The sequence below is a fragment of the Serratia fonticola genome, assembly GCF_001006005.1.
GTDB lineage: Bacteria > Pseudomonadota > Gammaproteobacteria > Enterobacterales > Enterobacteriaceae > Chania > Chania fonticola.
In genome coordinates this window covers 4,992,101-5,010,132 of sequence record NZ_CP011254.1, presented here as the reverse complement: position 1 = coordinate 5,010,132, position 18,032 = coordinate 4,992,101, and the positions used below count along the sequence as shown (strand labels likewise).

The window sequence follows — 18,032 nt, the reverse complement described above, 5'->3', positions numbered from 1 at the left end:
CAGCCCCTATCCCGATTTCATCGATTAAATTACACCTGCGCCCTTTTGCGCAAGGCAAATTTTAGCACACCGGCGCTCAGGCTGGTGAGCAATGCGGCGGCGATCAGCACGGCAATAAAGGCCTGGTCGAAGGCGCCTCTAGCCAACTGAATCAGCCTTTCTGCGCTGTCCGCGCCCATATTTCCGGCTAATCGTAACGCCTCATCAATGCTGTCATAAGCGAGATCGCCTACGGGCAGATTGGCAGGCAATACCAGGCTGTGGCTATAAACCGCCGTCATCAACCCCCCCAGCAGCGTGACGCCTAACACGCCACCCAACTCCCATGAGACGTCTTCAATAGCGGCGACCATGCCCGCCTTGTCTTCGGGGGCGTTGAGCATAATGGCCGTTGAGGCAGCGGTGATGGCACCACCGAGGCCAAAGCCCACCACAAACAGGCAGACCAACTGCATAATGACGTTGCCTTGATACCACAGGGCGACACCGGCGATGCCTAAGGCGGTGAGAATAAATCCGCCCACCAGCATGTAGCGTTCGCCATAACGAGGTAGCAAAGCTCCGGCCAACGGGCCAGCCAGGGCAGAGGCTACCGGAATGGGTAAAATAAACAATGCGGCCAGCAGCGGCGTCATGCCGAGCACCAACTGTAAGCGCTGGCTTAACACCAGTTCGATCCCGATCAGCGCGATCATTGAAACGATCGCCACACCGACACCACTGGCAAACAGGCGATTGCGGAACAGTGAGAAATCGATCATGGGGTATTGCGCCCGCTGCTGACGGCGGACAAACAGGGTCAGGAACAGCGTACCGAGCGCCGCCGCAATGGCGAAGTCACTCAGGGAGAACGCGGGTTTGCTCAGCTCTTTCAGCGCATAGATCGACGCCACCAGGCCGAACATGATCTGTAGCGAGCTGATAAAGTCGCAGGGGCGTTGACTGTCTCCACCGCAACGAGGGATCAGATAGACCGCCAGCGGCAGAACCAGCATCACCACCGGCACGTTGATCAAAAATACCGAGCCCCACCAGAAATAGGACAGGAGAACGCCGCCTACCACCGGGCCAAGCGCGGCGGCACCGGAGGCCACAGCGGCCCAGATGCCAATCGCCAGCGCACGTTCACGCTCATCGGTAAAGACGTGGCGCACGATGGATAGCGTGGCCGGCATCATCATCGCGGCCCCGATGGCCAGGAAAGCGCGTGATGCAATCAGCAGCTCGGCACTGGGGGAGAACGCGGCGCACAGTGAGGCCAAGGCAAAGACCGGCAAACCGGCGATAAACATTTTCTTGTGGCCAAGACGGTCGCTTAACATGCCAGCGCCGGGAAGTAGGCCAGCAACCACCAACGGGTAGGCGTTAACGATCCACAGTTTTTGTGAGGCTGTGGCATCCAATGCCTGGGTCAGGCGCGGCAACGCGGTGTAAAGCACCGTCATATCGGTAATGATTAAAAATAGCGCACTGGAGATCATTGCCAGGATCAACCAGCGGTTTTGGGCGTGCATAAAGAGTATCCTAGTAAACCGATGACGCGGCTGCGTCACCTTACGGTAACCACCCGGAAGCACCGGTGGTATACTGCTATAATATAAATCCATACGTACGTATTGAAAAGGGGCTTTCTCAATGGGGCGTCAACGGAGTATCGATCGTGACAAGGTGCTGGATACCGCAGAAGAGATTGTGGCGACCCAAGGTGCGGCAGGGTTAACCATCGATTCGGTGGCCAAAGCCATGGGGATCTCCAAGGGGGGAGTGCAATATTGCTTTGGTAGCAAAGATGCGCTCATCGATGCGATGTTTGACCGTTGGGGCAAGGTTTATGAGCAGGTGTTTGACGATATCGCGGGCAGCGATCCGGACCCGTTAACCATCGTCCAGGCGCATATGCAGGCTACCCGCAGTTCGGATCAGGCTTCCAGCGCCAAGGCAGCCGGGTTGATGGCGACGTTAATTCAGACGCCAGAACACCTGGACAGTACGCGAGAATGGTATCGCAGCCGCATAGCCGGTTTGGATCTGACCACCGAGGCGGGGAGAAAGGCGCGATTGGCCTTCCTGGCCACCGAGGGAGCCTTCATGCTGCGGTTCTTCGGCTTTATGGATATCACTCAGCAGGAATGGGAAGCAATGTTTACCGATCTGCAAAAGTGGGTTCTTACCGATACGGCTCGCAATGGTTGACCTATCACACTGATAGATGGCGATCGCTCCGCGTGGCGAGTATGTTTAGCGAATAAAGATATTCCCTCGAAGAACCCACTTTTAGCCAGCCACCTCCGTGCTGGCTTTTTTTTGCTTAAAATACCTGTTTAAACGGTTTCACCGTGACTTCGCCGTATACGCCAGCGTCCACGTACGGGTCTTGTGCTGCCCAGGATTTTGCCACCTCCAGCGAAGGGAACTCGGCGATCACGGTAGAACCGGTAAATCCAGCCTGGCCTGGATCGTTGCTATCGATAGCCGGGTTAGGGCCAGCGACCACCAAGCGGCCTTCATCACGCAGCGCCTGCAGGCGAGCCAGATGGGCGGGGCGAACGGCCATGCGCTGTTCCAGCGTGCCAGGTACGTCTTGTGCGTAGATCAGATAAAGCATATTTCACCTTTAAAATCATTGCCATACAACGGTAATCACAAAGTAGCGCAAAACCTGTGACAAGGGAATGCCAATCCAGATAAAAATTCATTACCGTGCTGAGGATAGCTGCGTGAGCTGCGATTGACGAGTGAGGGAACACATTGGTTAACAATCCGTATGCAAAGCTCAATAAAAGGCTAATTAAAAGTTAATATCCCTATGAGTTTGCTGGTTTTAGCGCCTAATGATGCCGATTAAAGCGATAGTTTGTCTTTCGTTATTGAATATGATTGCTATTTGCATTTAAACTTGGCGCACCAGAGGAAACAGAATCATTATGCCGCTAAACAAAATGTTCCTTATTCGCCGAATTTCCGTGCCAATTGTCCTCTCCGTTGGTTTGCACAGTGCCCTGGTGGCCGCCTTGCTCTACGCTTCCGTCAACGAAGTGTTGGAGCTGCCTAAGCAGGAAGATGCCCCTATCAGCGTCATGATGGTGAATATGACCGCGTTGGCAGAACCGCCACCGCCGGCTGCGGCGGAACCGGAGCCACAGGTAGAGCCTGAGCCTGAGCCAGAACCGATCCCGGAGCCCGAGCCGCCACCGCCGGTACCGGTAGCCATTCCTAAACCGGAGCCGGAGAAACCCAAGCCGAAGCCAAAACCGAAGCCGAAGGTAGAGAAGTCGGTCAAGCGTGAAGTGAAGAAGACCGAACCGCGTGAACCTTCGCCGTTCGACAATCAATCCGAAGCCAAACCGATCGACAAGGCACCGGTTAAACAGGCACCATCTGCACCCGCGCCGGGAACTTCTCGTGAGTTGGGGCCGAAAGCCCTGAGCATCGGCAAGCCGATGTATCCACCGCGCGCCCAGGCATTGCAGATCGAAGGCAAGGTCAAGGTTCAGTTCGATGTCGATAGCGACGGGCGGGTCACAAACGTGCGTATTCTGTCCGCAGAACCACGTAATATGTTCGAACGTGAGGTGAAACAGGCAATGCGTAAATGGCGCTATGAAGCCAAAACCGCGCAGAACCTGACGAAGACCATCGTCTTCAAAATGGAAGGTTCGACGGTTGAGTAAGCAATAAAAAAGGTCGCGTTTGCGACCTTTTTGCTATCTGGCGTAGGCTTACTCGCCAACGCGGAAGTTCATCTTACCGTCTGGCAGGGCGCGAGGGCTGCCGCCGTCATCTACCGCTACATAGGTAAAGACCGCTTCCGTGGCACGGTAGCGCTGGCCGATGGGGGCAGAAGACACCTTCTTGACCCAAACTTCCACATTGATGGTAATCGAGCTGCGGCCACTGCGGATACAGTTGGCATAGCAGCACACCACGTCACCCACGGCCACCGGCTTGAGAAAGGTCATGCCGTCTACCCGCACGGTCACCACGCGCCCTTCGGCTATCTCTTTGGCCAGGATCGCGCCGCCGATGTCCATTTGCGACATCAGCCAGCCGCCAAAGATATCGCCGTTGGCATTGGTATCTGCTGGCATGGCCAGCGTGCGCAGCACCAGCTCACCGCTAGGCAAAGGTCGTTGCTCGGTCATTATTTCTTCTGCTCTTCTGGCATATGACGGTAAATATAGATACCGCTCAACAGGGTGAAGACCAGCGTCAGCACGGTCAGGCCAAATACCTTGAAGTTAACCCAAACGTCCTGCGGCATCCAGAATGCCACATAGATATTGGCCAAGCCGCAGGCCAGGAAGAACAGGGCCCAGGCAATGTTAAGGTGGTTCCAGACGCTGTCCGGCAGGGTCAGCTCTTTACCCAGCATGCGTTGGATCAGCGGCTTTTTCAGTATCAGTTGGCTGATCAGCAACGCCAGAGCGAACAGGGTGTAGATGGCCGTGACCTTCCATTTGATAAACAGGTCGTTGTGGAACACCAGGGTCAAGGTACCGAATACGGCGACCATGGCAAAGGTGATCAGCGTCATCTTCTCTACCTTGCGATATTTCAGCCAGGTAAAGACCAGTGCCAGGGCGGTAGCGACGATCAAGGCACCTGAGGCGACGTAGATATCGTAAAGCTTATAAAAGGCAAAAAAGACAATCAGGGGTAGAAAATCAAGAAACTGCTTCATAAATCAATCCATCATAGGTTCATCGGGCGACTATACCGGATTTGGCGCGTTCTGTGTATCGCACTAAAGGGCAGATTATCGGTGTTCGTCCGGTAGATTGCTGCTGTAAACACCAGAATTTGCATAAACTTACGATTGTTACCGTCGGTTATTTGCAAGCGCTGGGTGTACCACGCATATTAAGCATAATAATAGCCGCATAATTTACCATGGAAAATAGCTATGCAATGGAAGTCTCTGCGGGCGTGGACGCCCGGTTTGACGCATTTGTTAGGATATGAACGCAGTTGGTTGAAGCCGGATATTCGTGCGGGGTTATCGGTTGCAGCGGTAGCTTTGCCGGTGGCGATCGCCTATGCCGAATTGGCCGGTGTCAGTCCGGTGGTCGGGCTTTACTCCTGTATTTTACCGATGATCGCCTATGCCATTTTTGGCTCGTCGCGGCAGTTGATTGTTGGGCCGGATGCGGCCACCTGTGCGGTGATCGCTGCTGTGGTGACTCCGCTGGCCGCAGGAAGTATGGAGCTGCACTGGCAGCTCACCATCATGATGACCGCCATGACGGGAGCTTGGTGTTTGCTGGCCAGCCGCTTCCGGCTAGGGGCCTTGGCAGACCTGCTTTCGCGCCCAATCCTCAGCGGATTGCTGAATGGCGTGGCGGTGACCATCATCGTCGATCAGATTGGTAAAGTGCTGGGGTTCGGTACGCCACCGGCGCAGCTGATTGAACGTATTTATGCCTTGCCCGGTAACATTCTGCATAGCGATTGGCCGACGATGGGCATTTCATTGCTTACACTGGCAATGCTGGTGGGGGTTAAAAAGCTGCGGCCTAACTGGCCTGCGCCGTTGTTTGCCATCGTGCTGGTCGCCTTCATCACCTGGGCGGCTAATTTGCAGCAGCACGGTATTATTACCGTAGGGGGCTTCAGCGGCATGCTGCCTATCGTTCAATGGCCGGATTTTCAGCCGGGCTTACTGCGTGACATGGTGATACCGGCGCTCAACCTGGCGGTGGTCAGCTTTGTCAGCATGATGCTTACGGCGCGCAGCTTCGCGGCGAAAAATGGCTACGAAGTTAATGCCGATGCGGAGTTCCGTGCGCTTGGGCTGGTAAACATTGTTTCCGCTCTGTCGCAAGGTTTTGCCATCAGCGGAGCCGATTCGCGTACGGCGGTAAACGATGCCAATGGCGGCAAAAGCCAGCTGGTATCAATTATTGCCGCCATTGTCATTGGCATTGTGCTGCTGTTCCTGACTTCGCCGCTGCAATTTATTCCGGTGGCCGGATTAGGCGTGGTGCTGATGTACGCCGCCTGGTCGTTGATCGACATTCGCGGCATCTGGATCCTGCGCAAGCGCAACGCCCAGGCGTTCAGGCTGGCGGCCTTCACCTTCGTCAGCGTGCTGCTGGTGGGGGTGATCAGCGGCATTGGCTTGGCGGTATTGCTTGGCCTGATGCAGTTTCTCCGCACCGTGTTCCGCCCCACGGAGCAACTGCTGGGGGTCAATGAGGAAGGCATGATCCACTCAATGGGCAACAACAACGGGGTGAAGGCGGTGCAGGGCGTGATGATGTACCGCTTTAACTCCCCGTTGACCTATTTTAACGTGGCCTACTTCAAACGGCGCATCCTCAATCTGGTCGACAGTACGCCGTTCCAACCACGTTGGGTGGTGGTGGATGCGGTAGCCAGTTTTACCCATGCGGATATCAGCGTGCTGGCGGCCATTGATGAGCTAAAACGTGATTTGTTACAGCGTAACGTAAAGCTGGTGCTGGCCGGACGGCGCACCGAGTTAACACGCTGGTTCCGTATCAATCAGGTGGGGCGCGATAAGGATCTGATCCTGGTACCCGACCTTTATCTGGCACTCAAGCTGATACAAAGTAAGGAACAGGCCGAACCGGGCACGGCACAGTAAATAAAAAGGGCACGCTAAAAGCGTGCCCTTAAACGTCAACCGACCCTGTTTATCTTTTATCTAAGGACACGCCAGAAGCGGGCGCCGTGTCACGCAGTAACATATATAGACGGAACAGATAAATCAGCAGCAGGGCAGAAACCAGGTTGCTCAATGCGGTCAGCACCACGCTGGCAACGTGTGGCGTCAACACCGACAAGTGGCTGACCATAAACAACACCAGCAGTTTGGCCGCCAACCACAGCATCATCGCCGGTACGATCACCCGCGCGTTAGCAAAGGCCAGCTTGCAGCTCAACTTCAGTGAGGCAAACATGCCTTTCCCATCGGCCACGGAAATCACCGGGGCCAACGAGAACGAGATCGCCATGATCACACCGGGCACGACGAACAGCGTCAGGCCAAGCTGGGTCAGCAAGGTGCAGACAAACAGCAGCAACAGTAAACGCGGTAATAGCGGGGCAGATATCCCGATAGCCCGCAGCGCACTGGTACGCTGGCCTTCAGAAACCAGGCGGATCAGCGTCAACATGCCCCCCACCAGCAGCACGTTACCCACTAAAGCGGAAATCGTGGCGGCGGCGGATACTTTCAACAGCACCATCTGCTGTTCAGGCGTCATTTGCTGAATGATTTCCTGGATCCCCATGCCGGCACCGGCGTTGGAGGCCAAATCACTTTCCGTCGCGGTCAGGATCTTCAACTGCTCGATATCGGGGCTAAATGCCTGATTAAGCAGCACAGAAATGAATGCGGTCAGCAATGCCAACAGCACAATGCTGGCAACCTGATTACGGAAAAAGTTAAAACTGTCACGGTACAACGTGTTGGCCGTAATTGGCATGCTTGGCATGCAGACTCCTTGGCGTCGGGAACATAGTTAAATCAGTGGGCGATTGTACCTTGTTCCGCTCCGCTGTGGCACCCCGCGAATGGCACTGTGCTGATTTCTTGGGCGATTATGGTCTCTGACAATGATAATGGTAGGGGAACCGGCAAGGGCAGCAGGCCGTAGCGCTCACGGGCCCGATCGCAGGCTTCATTGCGCAGGCCATTTTCCCCGGATTGATCGAATTCGCGGCAGGGGCTAGGGCGATTGGGGTAGATCGAACAGGATACCGCCTGACCAATTTCACCCACTAGCGAAGTGCAGCGTGGGGACTTGCTGTTGGTTCCCTGCATACAGCGCAGAAAGGGGCTCAAGGGTTCAGTTAAGGATATAGGTACCACGCCGCCGCCATCTTCCGCTTCGGCCCAATAGAATGATACTCGGAAATAACCGCAGCAGGCGCCGCAGCTGGTGCAGGGATTTTGAATTTCGCTCATCTTGATTGCCACCGACTCCTTACCGGCCCAACCAAAACCAACAGGAATGATGAAATTACGCAGCGGCATTTTTTTTAGCAACTTTTTTCGGTAACAGAAATGTAAACATGCATAAAATTTGCAACAAAAGGCGTTTATTGATTCAGATCAATTATCGATTTATTAACACCTTAGGTGGCTTTGTTTTTGGTGGGAATTTAAATTTTTACACTTAAGATGTGATCTCGATGGGATCATAAATACCTGTTAATAGGTATATTCATCGGGACTGTAAACCACACAAATGGAATGGATAATGAAAAAGACAACTCTGGTGGTGTTAGGGGCTCTGATGGCTCCTATGGTAGCAAGCGCGCATCAAGCGGGTGATTTCCTGTTCCGTGCAGGGACTGCAACAGTTCGTCCTAATGCAGGTTCGGACAACGTTTTAGGGCTGGGGACGCTCGATGCTAAAAACAACACTCAGCTCGGCCTGACGTTCGGTTATATGGTGACGGACAATATCGGGGTTGAACTGCTGGCTGCGACCCCATTCCGCCATAAAGTTACCTTGGCGGGCCAGGATATTGCAACAGTGCACCAACTGCCACCAACGCTGATGGCACAGTACTACTTTGGTGACAAGCAGGACAAACTACGCCCTTATCTGGGCGTTGGCGTAAACTACACCACGTTCTTTGATGAGAAGTTCAACGACTACGGTAAAAGCGCGGGTTTAAGCAACCTGGATCTGAAAGATTCTTGGGGTGTTGCTGCCCAGGCGGGGATGGATTACAACCTGGATGAGCACTGGATGCTGAACATGTCGGTCTGGTGGATGAATATCGAAACCAAGACCCGATTTGATGTTGCTGGTGGCCCAAGTCAGAGCATTGATACACGGCTGGATCCATTTGTGTTTATGTTTGGTGCGGGCTACCGCTTCTAAGCTACGCTGCAATAAGGAGGCGCTGTTCGGCGCCTCCCTCTTTAGTTATTTAATGCGCATATCATTTTCGACCGATTTAACACCCGCTACGCCGCGAGTCACCTGAACGGCGCGATTGGCATCGGCGCTAGAGCTGACGAAACCGCTTAACTGAACCTTGCCTTTAAAGGTCTCGACGCTGATTTCGGTTGATTTGATGGTTTTATCCGCCAGCAGAGCTGACTTCACCTTGGTAGTGACGACCGTATCGTCGATATAGCCGCCAGTCCCTTCAGATTTTGCCGTTGGAGCACAGGCAGAAACTGCCATAGCCAAAATAGCCGCCATGCACAGCGCCGAAAGGGTTTTAAATAGCTTCATAAGTGACTCTCCTTGCAAATGTTATTGTTGAAACTACAGGCTGATTTCAATCAGCTAACGGGAACGTATGCACTGAACCACCGAATAAATAGCGGTAAGTATGATTGTGGGGCAGGATGCGGGTTTGTTCAAACTGTTTGCAAAAAATATCTGTAGCAAGAATGAGGGTAAACAAAGTGTTATCACCGGATACCTTTGCAGTATCCGGTGATTGAGGGGAGAGATTAAACGCGGGTAGCGGCTTTCATTTCACGGACAAACTTGCCTAGCTTTGCCAACATTTCTGCTGGTTGAGCCAGATTCTGTTCGATGATTTTAACAATTGCCGAACCGGAGATTGCCCCGGCAGCCCCGGCTTGCAACGCATCCTTGACCTGTGATGGTTCAGAGATGCCAAAGCCTTGCAGCGGTGGTGCCGCATGATACTCGCGCAGCTTATTGACCAGGTGGTGCAGCGGTAACTGTGCCCGGCTTTCCGTTCCGGTTACTCCGGCGCGTGACAGCAGGTAAGTGTAACCCCGGCCGTGGGACGAGATTTCACGCAGTAAATCTTCATCCGCATTTGGCGGACAAATATAGATTGGCGCAATACCGTGGCGAGTTGCCGCCGCGCGGAAAGGCGCGGACTCTTCGAAAGGCACGTCCGCGATCAACACGGAATCTACACCGGCCTGCGCACAGCGCTGATAAAATGCGTCAATACCGCCGTGGAACACCAGGTTGGCGTACATCAGCAGGCCAATCGGAATATCAGGGTGCTTCTGACGGATCGCCGCCAGCATTTCGAAACAGTGCGTTGGCGTAACCCCAGAAGCGAAAGCACGCAGAGCTGCACTTTGAATGGTTGGGCCATCGGCCAGAGGATCCGAGAAAGGGATCCCCAACTCCAAGGCATCTGCACCGTTCTCCACCAGCGTATCAATGATCTGTAACGATAGCGTCGGGTTTGGGTCGCCGAGGGTGACAAACGGCACAAAGGCGCCTTCTTTATTATTTTCCAACCGTTTGAACAGTTGCTGATAACGTTCCATCAGATTTCTCCCCGTGCTTTCAGAATGTCGTGAACGGTAAATATGTCTTTGTCGCCGCGGCCGGACAGGTTAACCACCAGGATCTGTTCTTTCTGCGGCTCTTCACGGATCATTTTCAACGCGTGTGCGAGGGCATGGGAAGACTCCAACGCCGGGATAATCCCTTCGTGGCGGGAAAGCTCCTTGAAAGCCTCCAGCGCTTCATCATCGGTGATCGACACGTATTCTGCACGGCCGATGCTGTTGAGATAGGCGTGCTGCGGGCCAACGGAAGGGAAGTCCAAACCGGCGGAAATCGAGTAAGACTCCTCGATCTGGCCTTCAGAGGTTTGCATCATGGGTGATTTCATACCGAAGTAGATCCCCACCTTGCCATGTTTCAGCGGCGCACCATGCTGGCCGGTTTCGATCCCCAGGCCCGCGGGTTCAACGCCGATCAGGCCAACGCTGGTATCATCGATAAAGTCGGCAAACATGCCGATGGCGTTGGAACCGCCGCCAACGCAGGCCAATACGGCATCCGGCAGACGGCCTTCACGCTCCAGCACCTGAGCTTTGGTTTCTTCGCCGATCATGCGTTGGAATTCACGCACGATGGTCGGGAACGGGTGCGGGCCTGCGGCAGTGCCCAGCATGTAGTGGGCCTTTTCGTAAGAGCCAGACCAGTCGCGCAGCGCTTCGTTACAGGCATCTTTCAGCGTGGAAGAGCCGCTGTGCACCGGGATCACTTCTGCTCCCATCAGGCGCATACGAAATACGTTAGGTGACTGGCGTTCGATGTCCTTGGCGCCCATGTAGATACGGCATTTCAGACCGAGCAGGGCACAGGCCAGCGCAGAGGCCACACCGTGTTGGCCTGCGCCGGTTTCCGCGATGATCTCGGTTTTGCCCATGCGTTTGGCAAGCAGCGCCTGGCCCAATACCTGGTTGGTCTTATGGGCACCGCCGTGCAGCAGATCTTCACGCTTCAGGTAGAGCTTGGTTTTGCTACCGGCAGTCAGGTTTTTGCACAGCGTCAGTGCTGTTGGGCGACCCGCATAGTTTTTCAGCAGATCGATAAACTCTGCCTGGAACTCTGGGTCACGCTGGGCGCTGACGAAGGCCTCTTCCAGTTGTTTCAGGGCTGGCATCAAAATTTGCGGCACGTACTGACCGCCAAATTCGCCGAAGTAAGGGTTAAGCAGCGTCATTATTTTTCCCGTTATTATCCGTTAAATGAGGTTCGCAATCAGTAGGCGCGCAGGGTTTGGAACACCGCCGCCAGACGCTCGGCATCTTTGATGCCGGGTTGGCTCTCTACGCCAGAGTTAAAATCGAGGCCCGCACAGCCCAGTTGGGCTGCATCTACGCAGTTGTCTGCACTCAGGCCGCCAGCCAGCATCACGTTGTCCAGCGTTTGGCCCTGCAACACTGACCAGTCAAAGCGAACTCCGGTACCGCCAGCGCCGTTATCCAGCAGGTAACGATCGACCTGTTGCAGATCGCGAGCGGGTAGGCTGTCTTTTACGCTCAAGGCTTTCCAGATCTGACAGGTGGCTGGCAGCTCGGCGCGCAGGGCGTTGATATAAGCCTGGTCTTCCGCGCCGTGCATTTGCACCGCATGCAGACCAAGGAGCTCGGCAGTTTGCGCTACCGTAGCGATCGGCGCATCACAGAAAACGCCCACATATTTCAACGGCGCTCCGGCGATCACTTCCCTGGAGTGGGCAATGTCCACGTTACGCGGGGAACGGCCAACGAAGATCAGACCGCCGTAGTTGGCACCTGCCTGATAAGCGGCTGCAGCATCTTGCGGCCGGGTCAGGCCGCAGACCTTGTTGTCGCCCAGGATCACGCGGCGTACCGCGCTGCGCAGGTTGGTTTCCGACATCAAGGCGCTGCCGATCAGAAAACCGTTGGCATAGCGGCTGAGTTCACGGATCTGGCGATAGTTATTGATGCCGGACTCGCTGATCACCGTCACGCCATGTGGCACTTTAGGAGCCAGGGTGCGGGTGCGATCCAGATCGATAGACAGATCGCGCAGATCGCGGTTGTTGATGCCAATCACTTTGGCTTCGAGCTGTACCGCGCGCTGTAATTCCTCTTCGCTGATCACCTCGGTCAGCACGCCCATATTCAGGCTGTGTGCCACCGCGGCAAGTTGGCGGTACTGTTCGTCATCGAGCACTGACAGCATCAACAGAATGGCGTCGGCCTGGTAGTGACGTGCCAGATAGATTTGGTAAGGGTCGATCATAAAGTCCTTACACAGTACCGGCTGGGTCACGGTTTTACTCACCAGCGGCAGAAAATCGAAGCTGCCCTGGAAGTATTGCTCATCAGTCAGCACCGAGATCGCCGAGGCGAAGTCTTTATACACCGAGGCGATTTCCACCGGGTCAAAATTCTCGCGGATCAGCCCCTTGGAAGGAGAGGCTTTCTTGCATTCGAGAATAAATGCCGTTCTGGCGCCTTGTAGCGCATGATAAAAGCTACGCTCGCTTGGCACGATTTCGTTTTGAAAGCTGGCTAATGGCTGTTGTTGCTTACGTGCCGCGACCCACTGCGCCTTGTCACGAACAATCTTGTTGAGCACGGTTTCCTGCATCATTTATCCTCTTGCTGCCAAAGCAGTGACACGCTGGTAAGCCTGCCCACTGTGGATCATTTCCAATGCCTGCTGCGCGTTCTGGCGCAGGTCTTCCTGTCCGAATAGTTTCAGCAACAGTGCGACGTTGGCGGCGACTGCCGCGGCGTGCGCTGGCTCGCCTTTACCTTGTAACAACCTTGCCAGAATGTCACGATTTTCTTCCGGCGACCCGCCCAGCAGAGAGCCCAGCGGGTAGCTGTCCAACCCAAAAGATTTAGGCGTCAGCTGATAACTTTCAATTTCGCCGTCATTCAGCTCGGCTACGTGAGTGGTGGTGTGGATCGCCACTTCATCCATACCGCCACCGTGCACGACGGCGGCGCGCTGATAACCCAATACGCGCAGGGTTTGGGCGATTGGCAACACCAGCTCCGGGCTATAGACCCCAATCAACGCCAACGGTGGGCGAGCCGGGTTAATCAACGGGCCGAGTACGTTGAACACCGTGCGGGTCTTCAACTGTTGGCGTACCGGCATCGCATGGCGAAAACCGGTGTGATACTGCGGTGCAAACAGGAAACACACGCCCAGTTCATCCAATGCCTTGCGAGATTCTTCCGCAGGCAGATCCAGGCGGATCCCGAAGGCGGCCAACAGATCGGATGAACCGGAACGGCTGGAGACGCTGCGGTTGCCGTGCTTGGCCACCTTGACCCCACAGGCCGCGGCGACAAAGGCGCTGGCCGTGGAGATATTGATGCTGTTGGTGCCGTCACCGCCGGTGCCGACGATATCCGCGAAGGCATAGTCCGGGCGTGGGAACGGTAAAGCATCGGCCAAGAGCGCCTTGGCTGCTCCGGCGATTTCTTCCGGGTGCTCACCGCGGATCTTCATGCTGATCAAGGCCGCCGCCAGTTGGCTAGGTTCCAGCTCACCGCGCACGATAGCGCTGAATAACTGCTGGCTTTCTTCCTGGCTCATCGACTCCGAGCGATACAGTTTTTCAAGAATAGGTTGCATAGTCGGTTCCCCTTGATTATTTCGCCAGCGCCCAGGCCAACGTCTGCTCAAGCAAACGCGCGCCTTGGGTGGTCAGAATGGATTCTGGATGGAATTGGAAACCACATACGCGGTGTTCATCGTGACGCACTGCCATCACCATGTCGCCGAAGCGAGCATTGACGGTCAGTCCTTCAGGGATATTGCTGCCGACCAGCGAGTGATAGCGGGCGACCGGCAGCGGGTTGGCCATACCGGCAAACATCCCCTGGTTATCGTGAGTAATGGAAGACGCCTTGCCGTGCAAGATCTCACCGGCCTGGCCAACGTGGCCGCCATAGGCTTCCACAATCGCCTGATGGCCGAGACAGATCCCGATGATTGGCATCTGGCCGCACAGGCGTTGCAACAGCTCTGGCATACAACCAGCGTCGGCTGGAGTACCAGGGCCTGGGGACAGCATTAAAATAGGCTGCTCCATCTGTTGCAGGCGCGCGATGATGATCTCGGCGGCAATCTGGTTACGGTAAATCACGACCTGATGGCCGCTGGCACGCAGTTGATCGACCAGGTTGTAGGTAAAGGAGTCGACGTTGTCGAGCAGTAAGATATCGGCCATTAGAAAATCTCCTTGGCCTGGTGCGCGCTGGCGATGGCACGCAGCACGGCACGTGCCTTGTTACGGGTTTCATCGGCTTCTGCCTGCGGAACGGAGTCCAGCACCACACCGGCACCGGCCTGCACGGTGGCAACACCGTCCTCAACATACGCGGAACGAATGACAATACAGGTATCGAGATCGCCGTGAGCGGTAAAGTAACCCACTGCGCCGCCGTAGCTGCCACGACGGGTGCCTTCAGAGGCGGCAATCAGTTGCATGGCGCGTACTTTAGGTGCACCGCTCAACGTGCCCATATTCATACAGGCCTGATAGGCATGCAGCACGTCGAGATCGCTACGCAGCTTGCCGACCACGCGGGAAACCAGGTGCATCACGAATGAGTAACGGTCTACCTTGGTCAGGTCGGCCACGTAGCGGCTGCCAGCTTCACAGATGCGGGCCAGATCGTTGCGGGCCAGATCGACCAGCATCAGGTGTTCCGCCAGCTCTTTATGGTCGGTACGCATTTCCAGTTCGATGCGGCTGTCGAGATCCAGATCCAGCGAACCGTCGGCGCGGCGTCCGCGAGGACGAGTACCGGCGATCGGATAGATTTCGATCTGGCGGCTGGTAGCTTCATATTTCAGCGCGCTTTCCGGCGAAGCACCGAACAGCGTGAACTCGTTGTCCTGCATAAAGAACATGTAAGGGCTTGGATTGTTTTCCTTCAGCGTCTGGTAAGCCGCCAGCGGGTTAGGGCAAGGCAGAGAGAAGCGACGAGAAGGCACCACCTGGAAAATCTCACCGTGGCGGATGGCCTGCTGCAACTGGCTGACTACCGCGCCGTACTCTTCATCGCTCTGATTGCAGCTTAGCTGCATGTCTTCCAGTTTCTGATGAGGAATGGCGATCGGAGTTTGCTGCAATTGCACCTGAAGCTGTTCGAGACGCTGCTGCAAACGCAGGGTTTCAGCGTTGTCACCGTTAAATACGCTGGCTTGTAAACGAGCTACGCCGCGTTGGTGATCCAGCACCAACAGCGTTTCCGCCAGATAGAAACAGAAGTCCGGGCAACGTTGGTCTTGGCGCAGCTCTGGCAGGTCTTCAAAGCCAGCAACCAGGTCATAGGCAAACAGGCCACCGAGCAACATCGCTTCGCGTTCATCGGCTGGCGCATCGACCAACGTCAGCATCGTGCGCAATGCATCAAACACCGACAGTGAACGCAGGCGGGCATCTTCGTCTTGTACCGCATCAATTGCCGGGAAGGTCAGCTCACGGCCATTAGGGCGAACCTGGATTTGTACGTCGGTAGGCAAGGCTTCATCCAACAGTGGCAGCAGGGCTGCACCGTTAGCAGTCAACGCCCGAAGGCTGACTTTACGGCCCAAGGCGGTAATGCGCAGGGCACTGTCGACAATCAGCAGGCTTTTCAGGTTTTGCTTGCTGTTGATTTCCGCCGAGTCCAGCAACAGGGTGGCAGGGCGAGCGCCGCACAGCTGATGAAAAATCGCCGTCGGATCGCTGCGGTAACCGGCCTGTGCCGTGAGTAGTTTGAGCTGTGGTTTGATGTTCATCTTCGGTAGTTCCAGTCAAATCTTGTCCATAAAAAAGCCCGCTGTAATGAGCGGGCCTAGGGAATCTGCAGTGTCAGATGACAGGTATGCGTGATTACTCGACCCTTGATTGGGAAGTACGCCACCAGCGAAGAAGAGAAGTGTGCTTAGTCATCATGTTGCTCTCTGTATTTTCATCCAACACGGTCATTGCCGTGAACTTGTGTACTAGTTAACTGGAACAAAGGGGCAATGTCAACTCTCTTTTTGCACAATATGTTAGCGGCTAATGTAAAATCGTTAATCTGGCGGGAGCGCCATCGGCAGAATAGATTTCCGTCCGGCCAACCATAACGGGTATGATAGAAAGCCAAGCCATAGCAGGATATCCCTTTTGACAGACAGCAGCCCACAATCCTCCGCTTTTACCCTGTACGATCTCCACAGCCACACCACCGCTTCGGACGGTTACTTAACGCCGACACAATTGGTGCAGCGAGCCGTTGAGATGCGCGTTGGCGTGCTGGCTATTACCGATCACGACACCACTAATGGATTGGCAGAGGCCGTGGCCGCGATAGCCGATCTTGCCTTGCCCTTGCAGCTGGTTAACGGCGTCGAGATTTCTACGCTGTGGGAAAACCATGAGATCCACATTGTTGGGCTGGGGCTCGATATCACCCATCCGGCGCTGTTACAACTGCTGGTCGAACAGACCGAGCGCCGTAATCTACGTGCGCAAGAAATCGGCGTTCGGTTAGCGAAAGCACGTATTCCCGATGCCTATGCCGGAGCACAACAGTTGGCGGGGGATGGGGCGGTCACCAGAGGGCATTTTGCCCGTTTTCTGGTGCAGCAGGGCATGGCCGACAACATGGCGCAGGTGTTCAAGAAGTATCTCGCCAAAGGGAAAATCGGCTATGTTCCGCCACAGTGGTGTACAATAGAACAAGCCATTGATGTCATTCATCAATCCGGTGGCCAAGCGGTGATGGCGCATCCGGGCCGTTACGATCTGACGGCAAAATGGCTGAAACGCCTGCTGGCCTATTTTGCCGAACACGGCGGCGATGCGATGGAGGTGGCGCAGTGTCAGCAAGCCCCCCATGAGCGTACGGTGTTGGCTAAATATGCGCAGGACTATCAATTATTGGCGTCTCAGGGTTCGGATTTCCATCAGCCCTGTTCGTGGATTGAGTTGGGGCGCAAACTGTGGTTACCCGGCGGTGTTGAACCGGTGTGGCGAGATTGGCCACAGCCCCAAGAGAGCAACGTAAATTGATTTAACGCGGGCGTTGTCGTTCGCGTGCATCATTTTCAGGAGTTACAGATGAGCCAGCTATTTTATATTCACCCGGACAACCCGCAGCCGCGCTTGGTCAATCAGGCCGTAGAGGTGCTGCGCAAGGGCGGTGTGATCGTCTATCCAACAGACTCTGGCTACGCGCTGGGCTGCAAACTTGAAGAGAAGACGGCCTTGGAGCGTATCTGCCGTATTCGCCAATTGGACGGCAACCACAACTTTACGCTGATGTGCCGCGATCTGTCCGAGCTGTCGACCTATGCTTATGTGGACAATTCGTCGTTTCGCCTGATCAAGAACAATACGCCGGGCAATTACACCTTCATCCTGAAAGCGACCAAAGAAGTCCCTCGCCGCCTGATGAATGACAAGCGTAAAACCATCGGCCTGCGTGTGCCATCCAACCCGATTGCTCTGGCATTGCTGGAAGTGCTCAATGAGCCGATGATGTCGACCACGCTGATGCTGCCAGGCAATGACTTTGCCGAATCCGATCCGGAAGAGATCAGCGAACACCTTGGTAAGCAGGTGGATCTGGTGATCCACGGCGGTTTCCTGGGCCAGCAGCCAACCACGGTTATCGACCTGACCGAATCCTCCCCGGAAGTGATCCGTGAAGGGGCGGGCGATCCAGCGCCTTTCCGCTAAACTGCCGGACGAAGTCAGTGCCAAGGAGGGATAAAGCCTGTATAATAAGCGGTTGGTTTTGACCAAGTGCTAATCTTTGCGGCCTCCTCTTCTTGGTGAGA

General features: G+C 55.1%; 19 protein-coding genes and 1 other annotated feature. Of the genes, 6 read left to right on the top strand and 13 right to left on the bottom strand.

Translation table 11 applies throughout. From position 1 onward, the window contains the following. Positions 1 to 29 precede the first annotated feature (29 nt). Positions 30 to 1,514: an MFS transporter gene (locus WN53_RS22180; RefSeq protein ID WP_046808293.1), complete on the bottom strand. Its 1,485-nt coding sequence runs from the start codon at positions 1,512 to 1,514 to the stop codon at positions 30 to 32. 121 nt (positions 1,515 to 1,635) lie between these two features. Here WN53_RS22180 and WN53_RS22175 point away from each other — a divergent pair, with 121 nt between their 5' ends. Further along, a complete protein-coding gene (locus WN53_RS22175; protein ID WP_024486856.1) occupies positions 1,636 to 2,193 on the top strand; it encodes a TetR/AcrR family transcriptional regulator in 558 nt (185 codons plus the stop codon). 115 nt (positions 2,194 to 2,308) lie between these two features. Here WN53_RS22175 and WN53_RS22170 read toward each other — a convergent pair whose 3' ends face one another. Next, positions 2,309 to 2,605, bottom strand: coding sequence for a YciI family protein (locus tag WN53_RS22170; protein WP_024486857.1), 297 nt, complete (start codon positions 2,603 to 2,605; stop codon positions 2,309 to 2,311). A gap of 319 nt (positions 2,606 to 2,924) precedes the next feature. Here WN53_RS22170 and tonB point away from each other — a divergent pair, with 319 nt between their 5' ends. Further along, on the top strand, positions 2,925 to 3,671 hold the full coding sequence (tonB, locus tag WN53_RS22165; RefSeq protein WP_024486858.1) for a TonB system transport protein TonB: 747 nt from the start codon (positions 2,925 to 2,927) through the stop codon (positions 3,669 to 3,671). 48 nt (positions 3,672 to 3,719) lie between these two features. On the opposite strand, the gene yciA is transcribed toward tonB, so the two are convergent. Together yciA and WN53_RS22155 are read right to left on the bottom strand one after the other, a co-directional pair. Continuing rightward, the gene (gene yciA, locus WN53_RS22160) at positions 3,720 to 4,142 is read right to left on the bottom strand and encodes an acyl-CoA thioester hydrolase YciA (RefSeq protein ID WP_021181241.1); all 423 of its coding nucleotides are present in this window, start codon (positions 4,140 to 4,142) and stop codon (positions 3,720 to 3,722) included. Then, entirely contained in the window at positions 4,142 to 4,681 is a 540-nt protein-coding gene (locus WN53_RS22155) for a septation protein A (protein WP_024486859.1), read from the bottom strand. Before WN53_RS22155 ends, yciA begins: the two co-directional genes overlap by 1 nt. A 222-nt stretch (positions 4,682 to 4,903) precedes the next feature. Here WN53_RS22155 and WN53_RS22150 point away from each other — a divergent pair, with 222 nt between their 5' ends. Further along, positions 4,904 to 6,607 carry a SulP family inorganic anion transporter gene (locus WN53_RS22150; RefSeq protein ID WP_046808292.1) on the top strand — a complete coding sequence of 568 codons (1,704 nt, stop codon included), beginning with the start codon at positions 4,904 to 4,906 and terminating at the stop codon, positions 6,605 to 6,607. Positions 6,608 to 6,656: 49 nt separating this feature from the next. On the opposite strand, the gene WN53_RS22145 is transcribed toward WN53_RS22150, so the two are convergent. Then, on the bottom strand, positions 6,657 to 7,451 hold the full coding sequence (locus WN53_RS22145) for a YciC family protein (RefSeq protein WP_024486831.1): 795 nt from the start codon (positions 7,449 to 7,451) through the stop codon (positions 6,657 to 6,659). A 41-nt stretch (positions 7,452 to 7,492) separates the two neighbouring features. Beyond that, entirely contained in the window at positions 7,493 to 7,933 is a 441-nt protein-coding gene (locus tag WN53_RS22140) for a YkgJ family cysteine cluster protein (protein WP_024486832.1), read from the bottom strand. Between the two features lie 295 nt (positions 7,934 to 8,228). Between WN53_RS22140 and ompW the strand changes: the two genes are divergently transcribed. Then, complete coding sequence (gene ompW / locus WN53_RS22135; RefSeq protein WP_024486833.1) at positions 8,229 to 8,861, top strand: outer membrane protein OmpW; 633 nt, start codon at positions 8,229 to 8,231, stop codon at positions 8,859 to 8,861. Between the two features lie 45 nt (positions 8,862 to 8,906). Here the strand turns inward: ompW and WN53_RS22130 are convergent, their stop codons facing one another. The 7 genes from WN53_RS22130 to WN53_RS22100 all read right to left on the bottom strand — a co-directional run bounded on the left by WN53_RS22130 (position 8,907) and on the right by WN53_RS22100 (position 16,001). After that, positions 8,907 to 9,221, bottom strand: a complete 315-nt coding sequence (locus WN53_RS22130; RefSeq protein ID WP_024486834.1) for a BON domain-containing protein — start codon at positions 9,219 to 9,221, stop codon at positions 8,907 to 8,909. Between the two features lie 224 nt (positions 9,222 to 9,445). After that, entirely contained in the window at positions 9,446 to 10,252 is an 807-nt protein-coding gene (gene trpA / locus WN53_RS22125; RefSeq protein ID WP_021806584.1) for a tryptophan synthase subunit alpha, read from the bottom strand. Beyond that, the gene (gene trpB, locus WN53_RS22120; protein WP_024486835.1) at positions 10,252 to 11,442 is read right to left on the bottom strand and encodes a tryptophan synthase subunit beta; all 1,191 of its coding nucleotides are present in this window, start codon (positions 11,440 to 11,442) and stop codon (positions 10,252 to 10,254) included. Before trpB ends, trpA begins: the two co-directional genes overlap by 1 nt. 38 nt (positions 11,443 to 11,480) lie before the next feature. Beyond that, positions 11,481 to 12,842: a bifunctional indole-3-glycerol-phosphate synthase TrpC/phosphoribosylanthranilate isomerase TrpF gene (gene trpCF, locus WN53_RS22115; protein ID WP_174469091.1), complete on the bottom strand. Its 1,362-nt coding sequence runs from the start codon at positions 12,840 to 12,842 to the stop codon at positions 11,481 to 11,483. A 3-nt stretch (positions 12,843 to 12,845) separates the two neighbouring features. Then, on the bottom strand, positions 12,846 to 13,844 hold the full coding sequence (gene trpD, locus WN53_RS22110) for an anthranilate phosphoribosyltransferase (RefSeq protein WP_021181251.1): 999 nt from the start codon (positions 13,842 to 13,844) through the stop codon (positions 12,846 to 12,848). 16 nt (positions 13,845 to 13,860) lie between these two features. Further along, a complete protein-coding gene (locus WN53_RS22105) occupies positions 13,861 to 14,442 on the bottom strand; it encodes a glutamine amidotransferase-related protein (RefSeq protein ID WP_024486391.1) in 582 nt (193 codons plus the stop codon). Next, positions 14,442 to 16,001: an anthranilate synthase component 1 gene (locus tag WN53_RS22100; protein ID WP_024486390.1), complete on the bottom strand. Its 1,560-nt coding sequence runs from the start codon at positions 15,999 to 16,001 to the stop codon at positions 14,442 to 14,444. The genes WN53_RS22105 and WN53_RS22100 overlap by 1 nt, the downstream gene beginning before the upstream one ends. A gap of 28 nt (positions 16,002 to 16,029) precedes the next feature. Beyond that, positions 16,030 to 16,134 (bottom strand) — a sequence feature (Trp leader region). 240 nt (positions 16,135 to 16,374) lie between these two features. On the opposite strand from WN53_RS22100, the gene rnm reads away from it, so the two are divergent. Both rnm and WN53_RS22090 read left to right on the top strand, forming a co-directional pair. Further along, positions 16,375 to 17,262 carry an RNase RNM gene (rnm, locus tag WN53_RS22095; RefSeq protein ID WP_024486389.1) on the top strand — a complete coding sequence of 296 codons (888 nt, stop codon included), beginning with the start codon at positions 16,375 to 16,377 and terminating at the stop codon, positions 17,260 to 17,262. Between the two features lie 48 nt (positions 17,263 to 17,310). Beyond that, positions 17,311 to 17,931, top strand: a complete 621-nt coding sequence (locus tag WN53_RS22090) for an L-threonylcarbamoyladenylate synthase (protein ID WP_021181255.1) — start codon at positions 17,311 to 17,313, stop codon at positions 17,929 to 17,931. The last annotated feature ends 101 nt before the right edge of the window (positions 17,932 to 18,032 follow it).

What these genes read in the sequence shown, in the direction of transcription:
- tonB (WP_024486858.1), top strand. Translation starts at nt 2,925, where the DNA reads ATGCCGCTAAACAAAATGTTCCTTATTCGCCGAATTTCCGTGCCAATT.
- ompW (WP_024486833.1), top strand. Translation starts at nt 8,229, where the DNA reads ATGAAAAAGACAACTCTGGTGGTGTTAGGGGCTCTGATGGCTCCTATG.
- trpCF (WP_174469091.1), bottom strand. Translation starts at nt 12,842, where the DNA reads ATGCAGGAAACCGTGCTCAACAAGATTGTTCGTGACAAGGCGCAGTGG.
- WN53_RS22090 (WP_021181255.1), top strand. Translation starts at nt 17,311, where the DNA reads ATGAGCCAGCTATTTTATATTCACCCGGACAACCCGCAGCCGCGCTTG.
- WN53_RS22175 (WP_024486856.1), top strand. Translation starts at nt 1,636, where the DNA reads ATGGGGCGTCAACGGAGTATCGATCGTGACAAGGTGCTGGATACCGCA.
- WN53_RS22140 (WP_024486832.1), bottom strand. Translation starts at nt 7,933, where the DNA reads ATGAGCGAAATTCAAAATCCCTGCACCAGCTGCGGCGCCTGCTGCGGT.
- WN53_RS22155 (WP_024486859.1), bottom strand. Translation starts at nt 4,681, where the DNA reads ATGAAGCAGTTTCTTGATTTTCTACCCCTGATTGTCTTTTTTGCCTTT.
- WN53_RS22180 (WP_046808293.1), bottom strand. Translation starts at nt 1,514, where the DNA reads ATGCACGCCCAAAACCGCTGGTTGATCCTGGCAATGATCTCCAGTGCG.
- WN53_RS22130 (WP_024486834.1), bottom strand. Translation starts at nt 9,221, where the DNA reads ATGAAGCTATTTAAAACCCTTTCGGCGCTGTGCATGGCGGCTATTTTG.
- trpD (WP_021181251.1), bottom strand. Translation starts at nt 13,844, where the DNA reads ATGCAACCTATTCTTGAAAAACTGTATCGCTCGGAGTCGATGAGCCAG.
- trpB (WP_024486835.1), bottom strand. Translation starts at nt 11,442, where the DNA reads ATGACGCTGCTTAACCCTTACTTCGGCGAATTTGGCGGTCAGTACGTG.
- trpA (WP_021806584.1), bottom strand. Translation starts at nt 10,252, where the DNA reads ATGGAACGTTATCAGCAACTGTTCAAACGGTTGGAAAATAATAAAGAA.
- WN53_RS22105 (WP_024486391.1), bottom strand. Translation starts at nt 14,442, where the DNA reads ATGGCCGATATCTTACTGCTCGACAACGTCGACTCCTTTACCTACAAC.
- WN53_RS22100 (WP_024486390.1), bottom strand. Translation starts at nt 16,001, where the DNA reads ATGAACATCAAACCACAGCTCAAACTACTCACGGCACAGGCCGGTTAC.
- WN53_RS22170 (WP_024486857.1), bottom strand. Translation starts at nt 2,605, where the DNA reads ATGCTTTATCTGATCTACGCACAAGACGTACCTGGCACGCTGGAACAG.
- WN53_RS22150 (WP_046808292.1), top strand. Translation starts at nt 4,904, where the DNA reads ATGCAATGGAAGTCTCTGCGGGCGTGGACGCCCGGTTTGACGCATTTG.
- WN53_RS22145 (WP_024486831.1), bottom strand. Translation starts at nt 7,451, where the DNA reads ATGCCAATTACGGCCAACACGTTGTACCGTGACAGTTTTAACTTTTTC.
- yciA (WP_021181241.1), bottom strand. Translation starts at nt 4,142, where the DNA reads ATGACCGAGCAACGACCTTTGCCTAGCGGTGAGCTGGTGCTGCGCACG.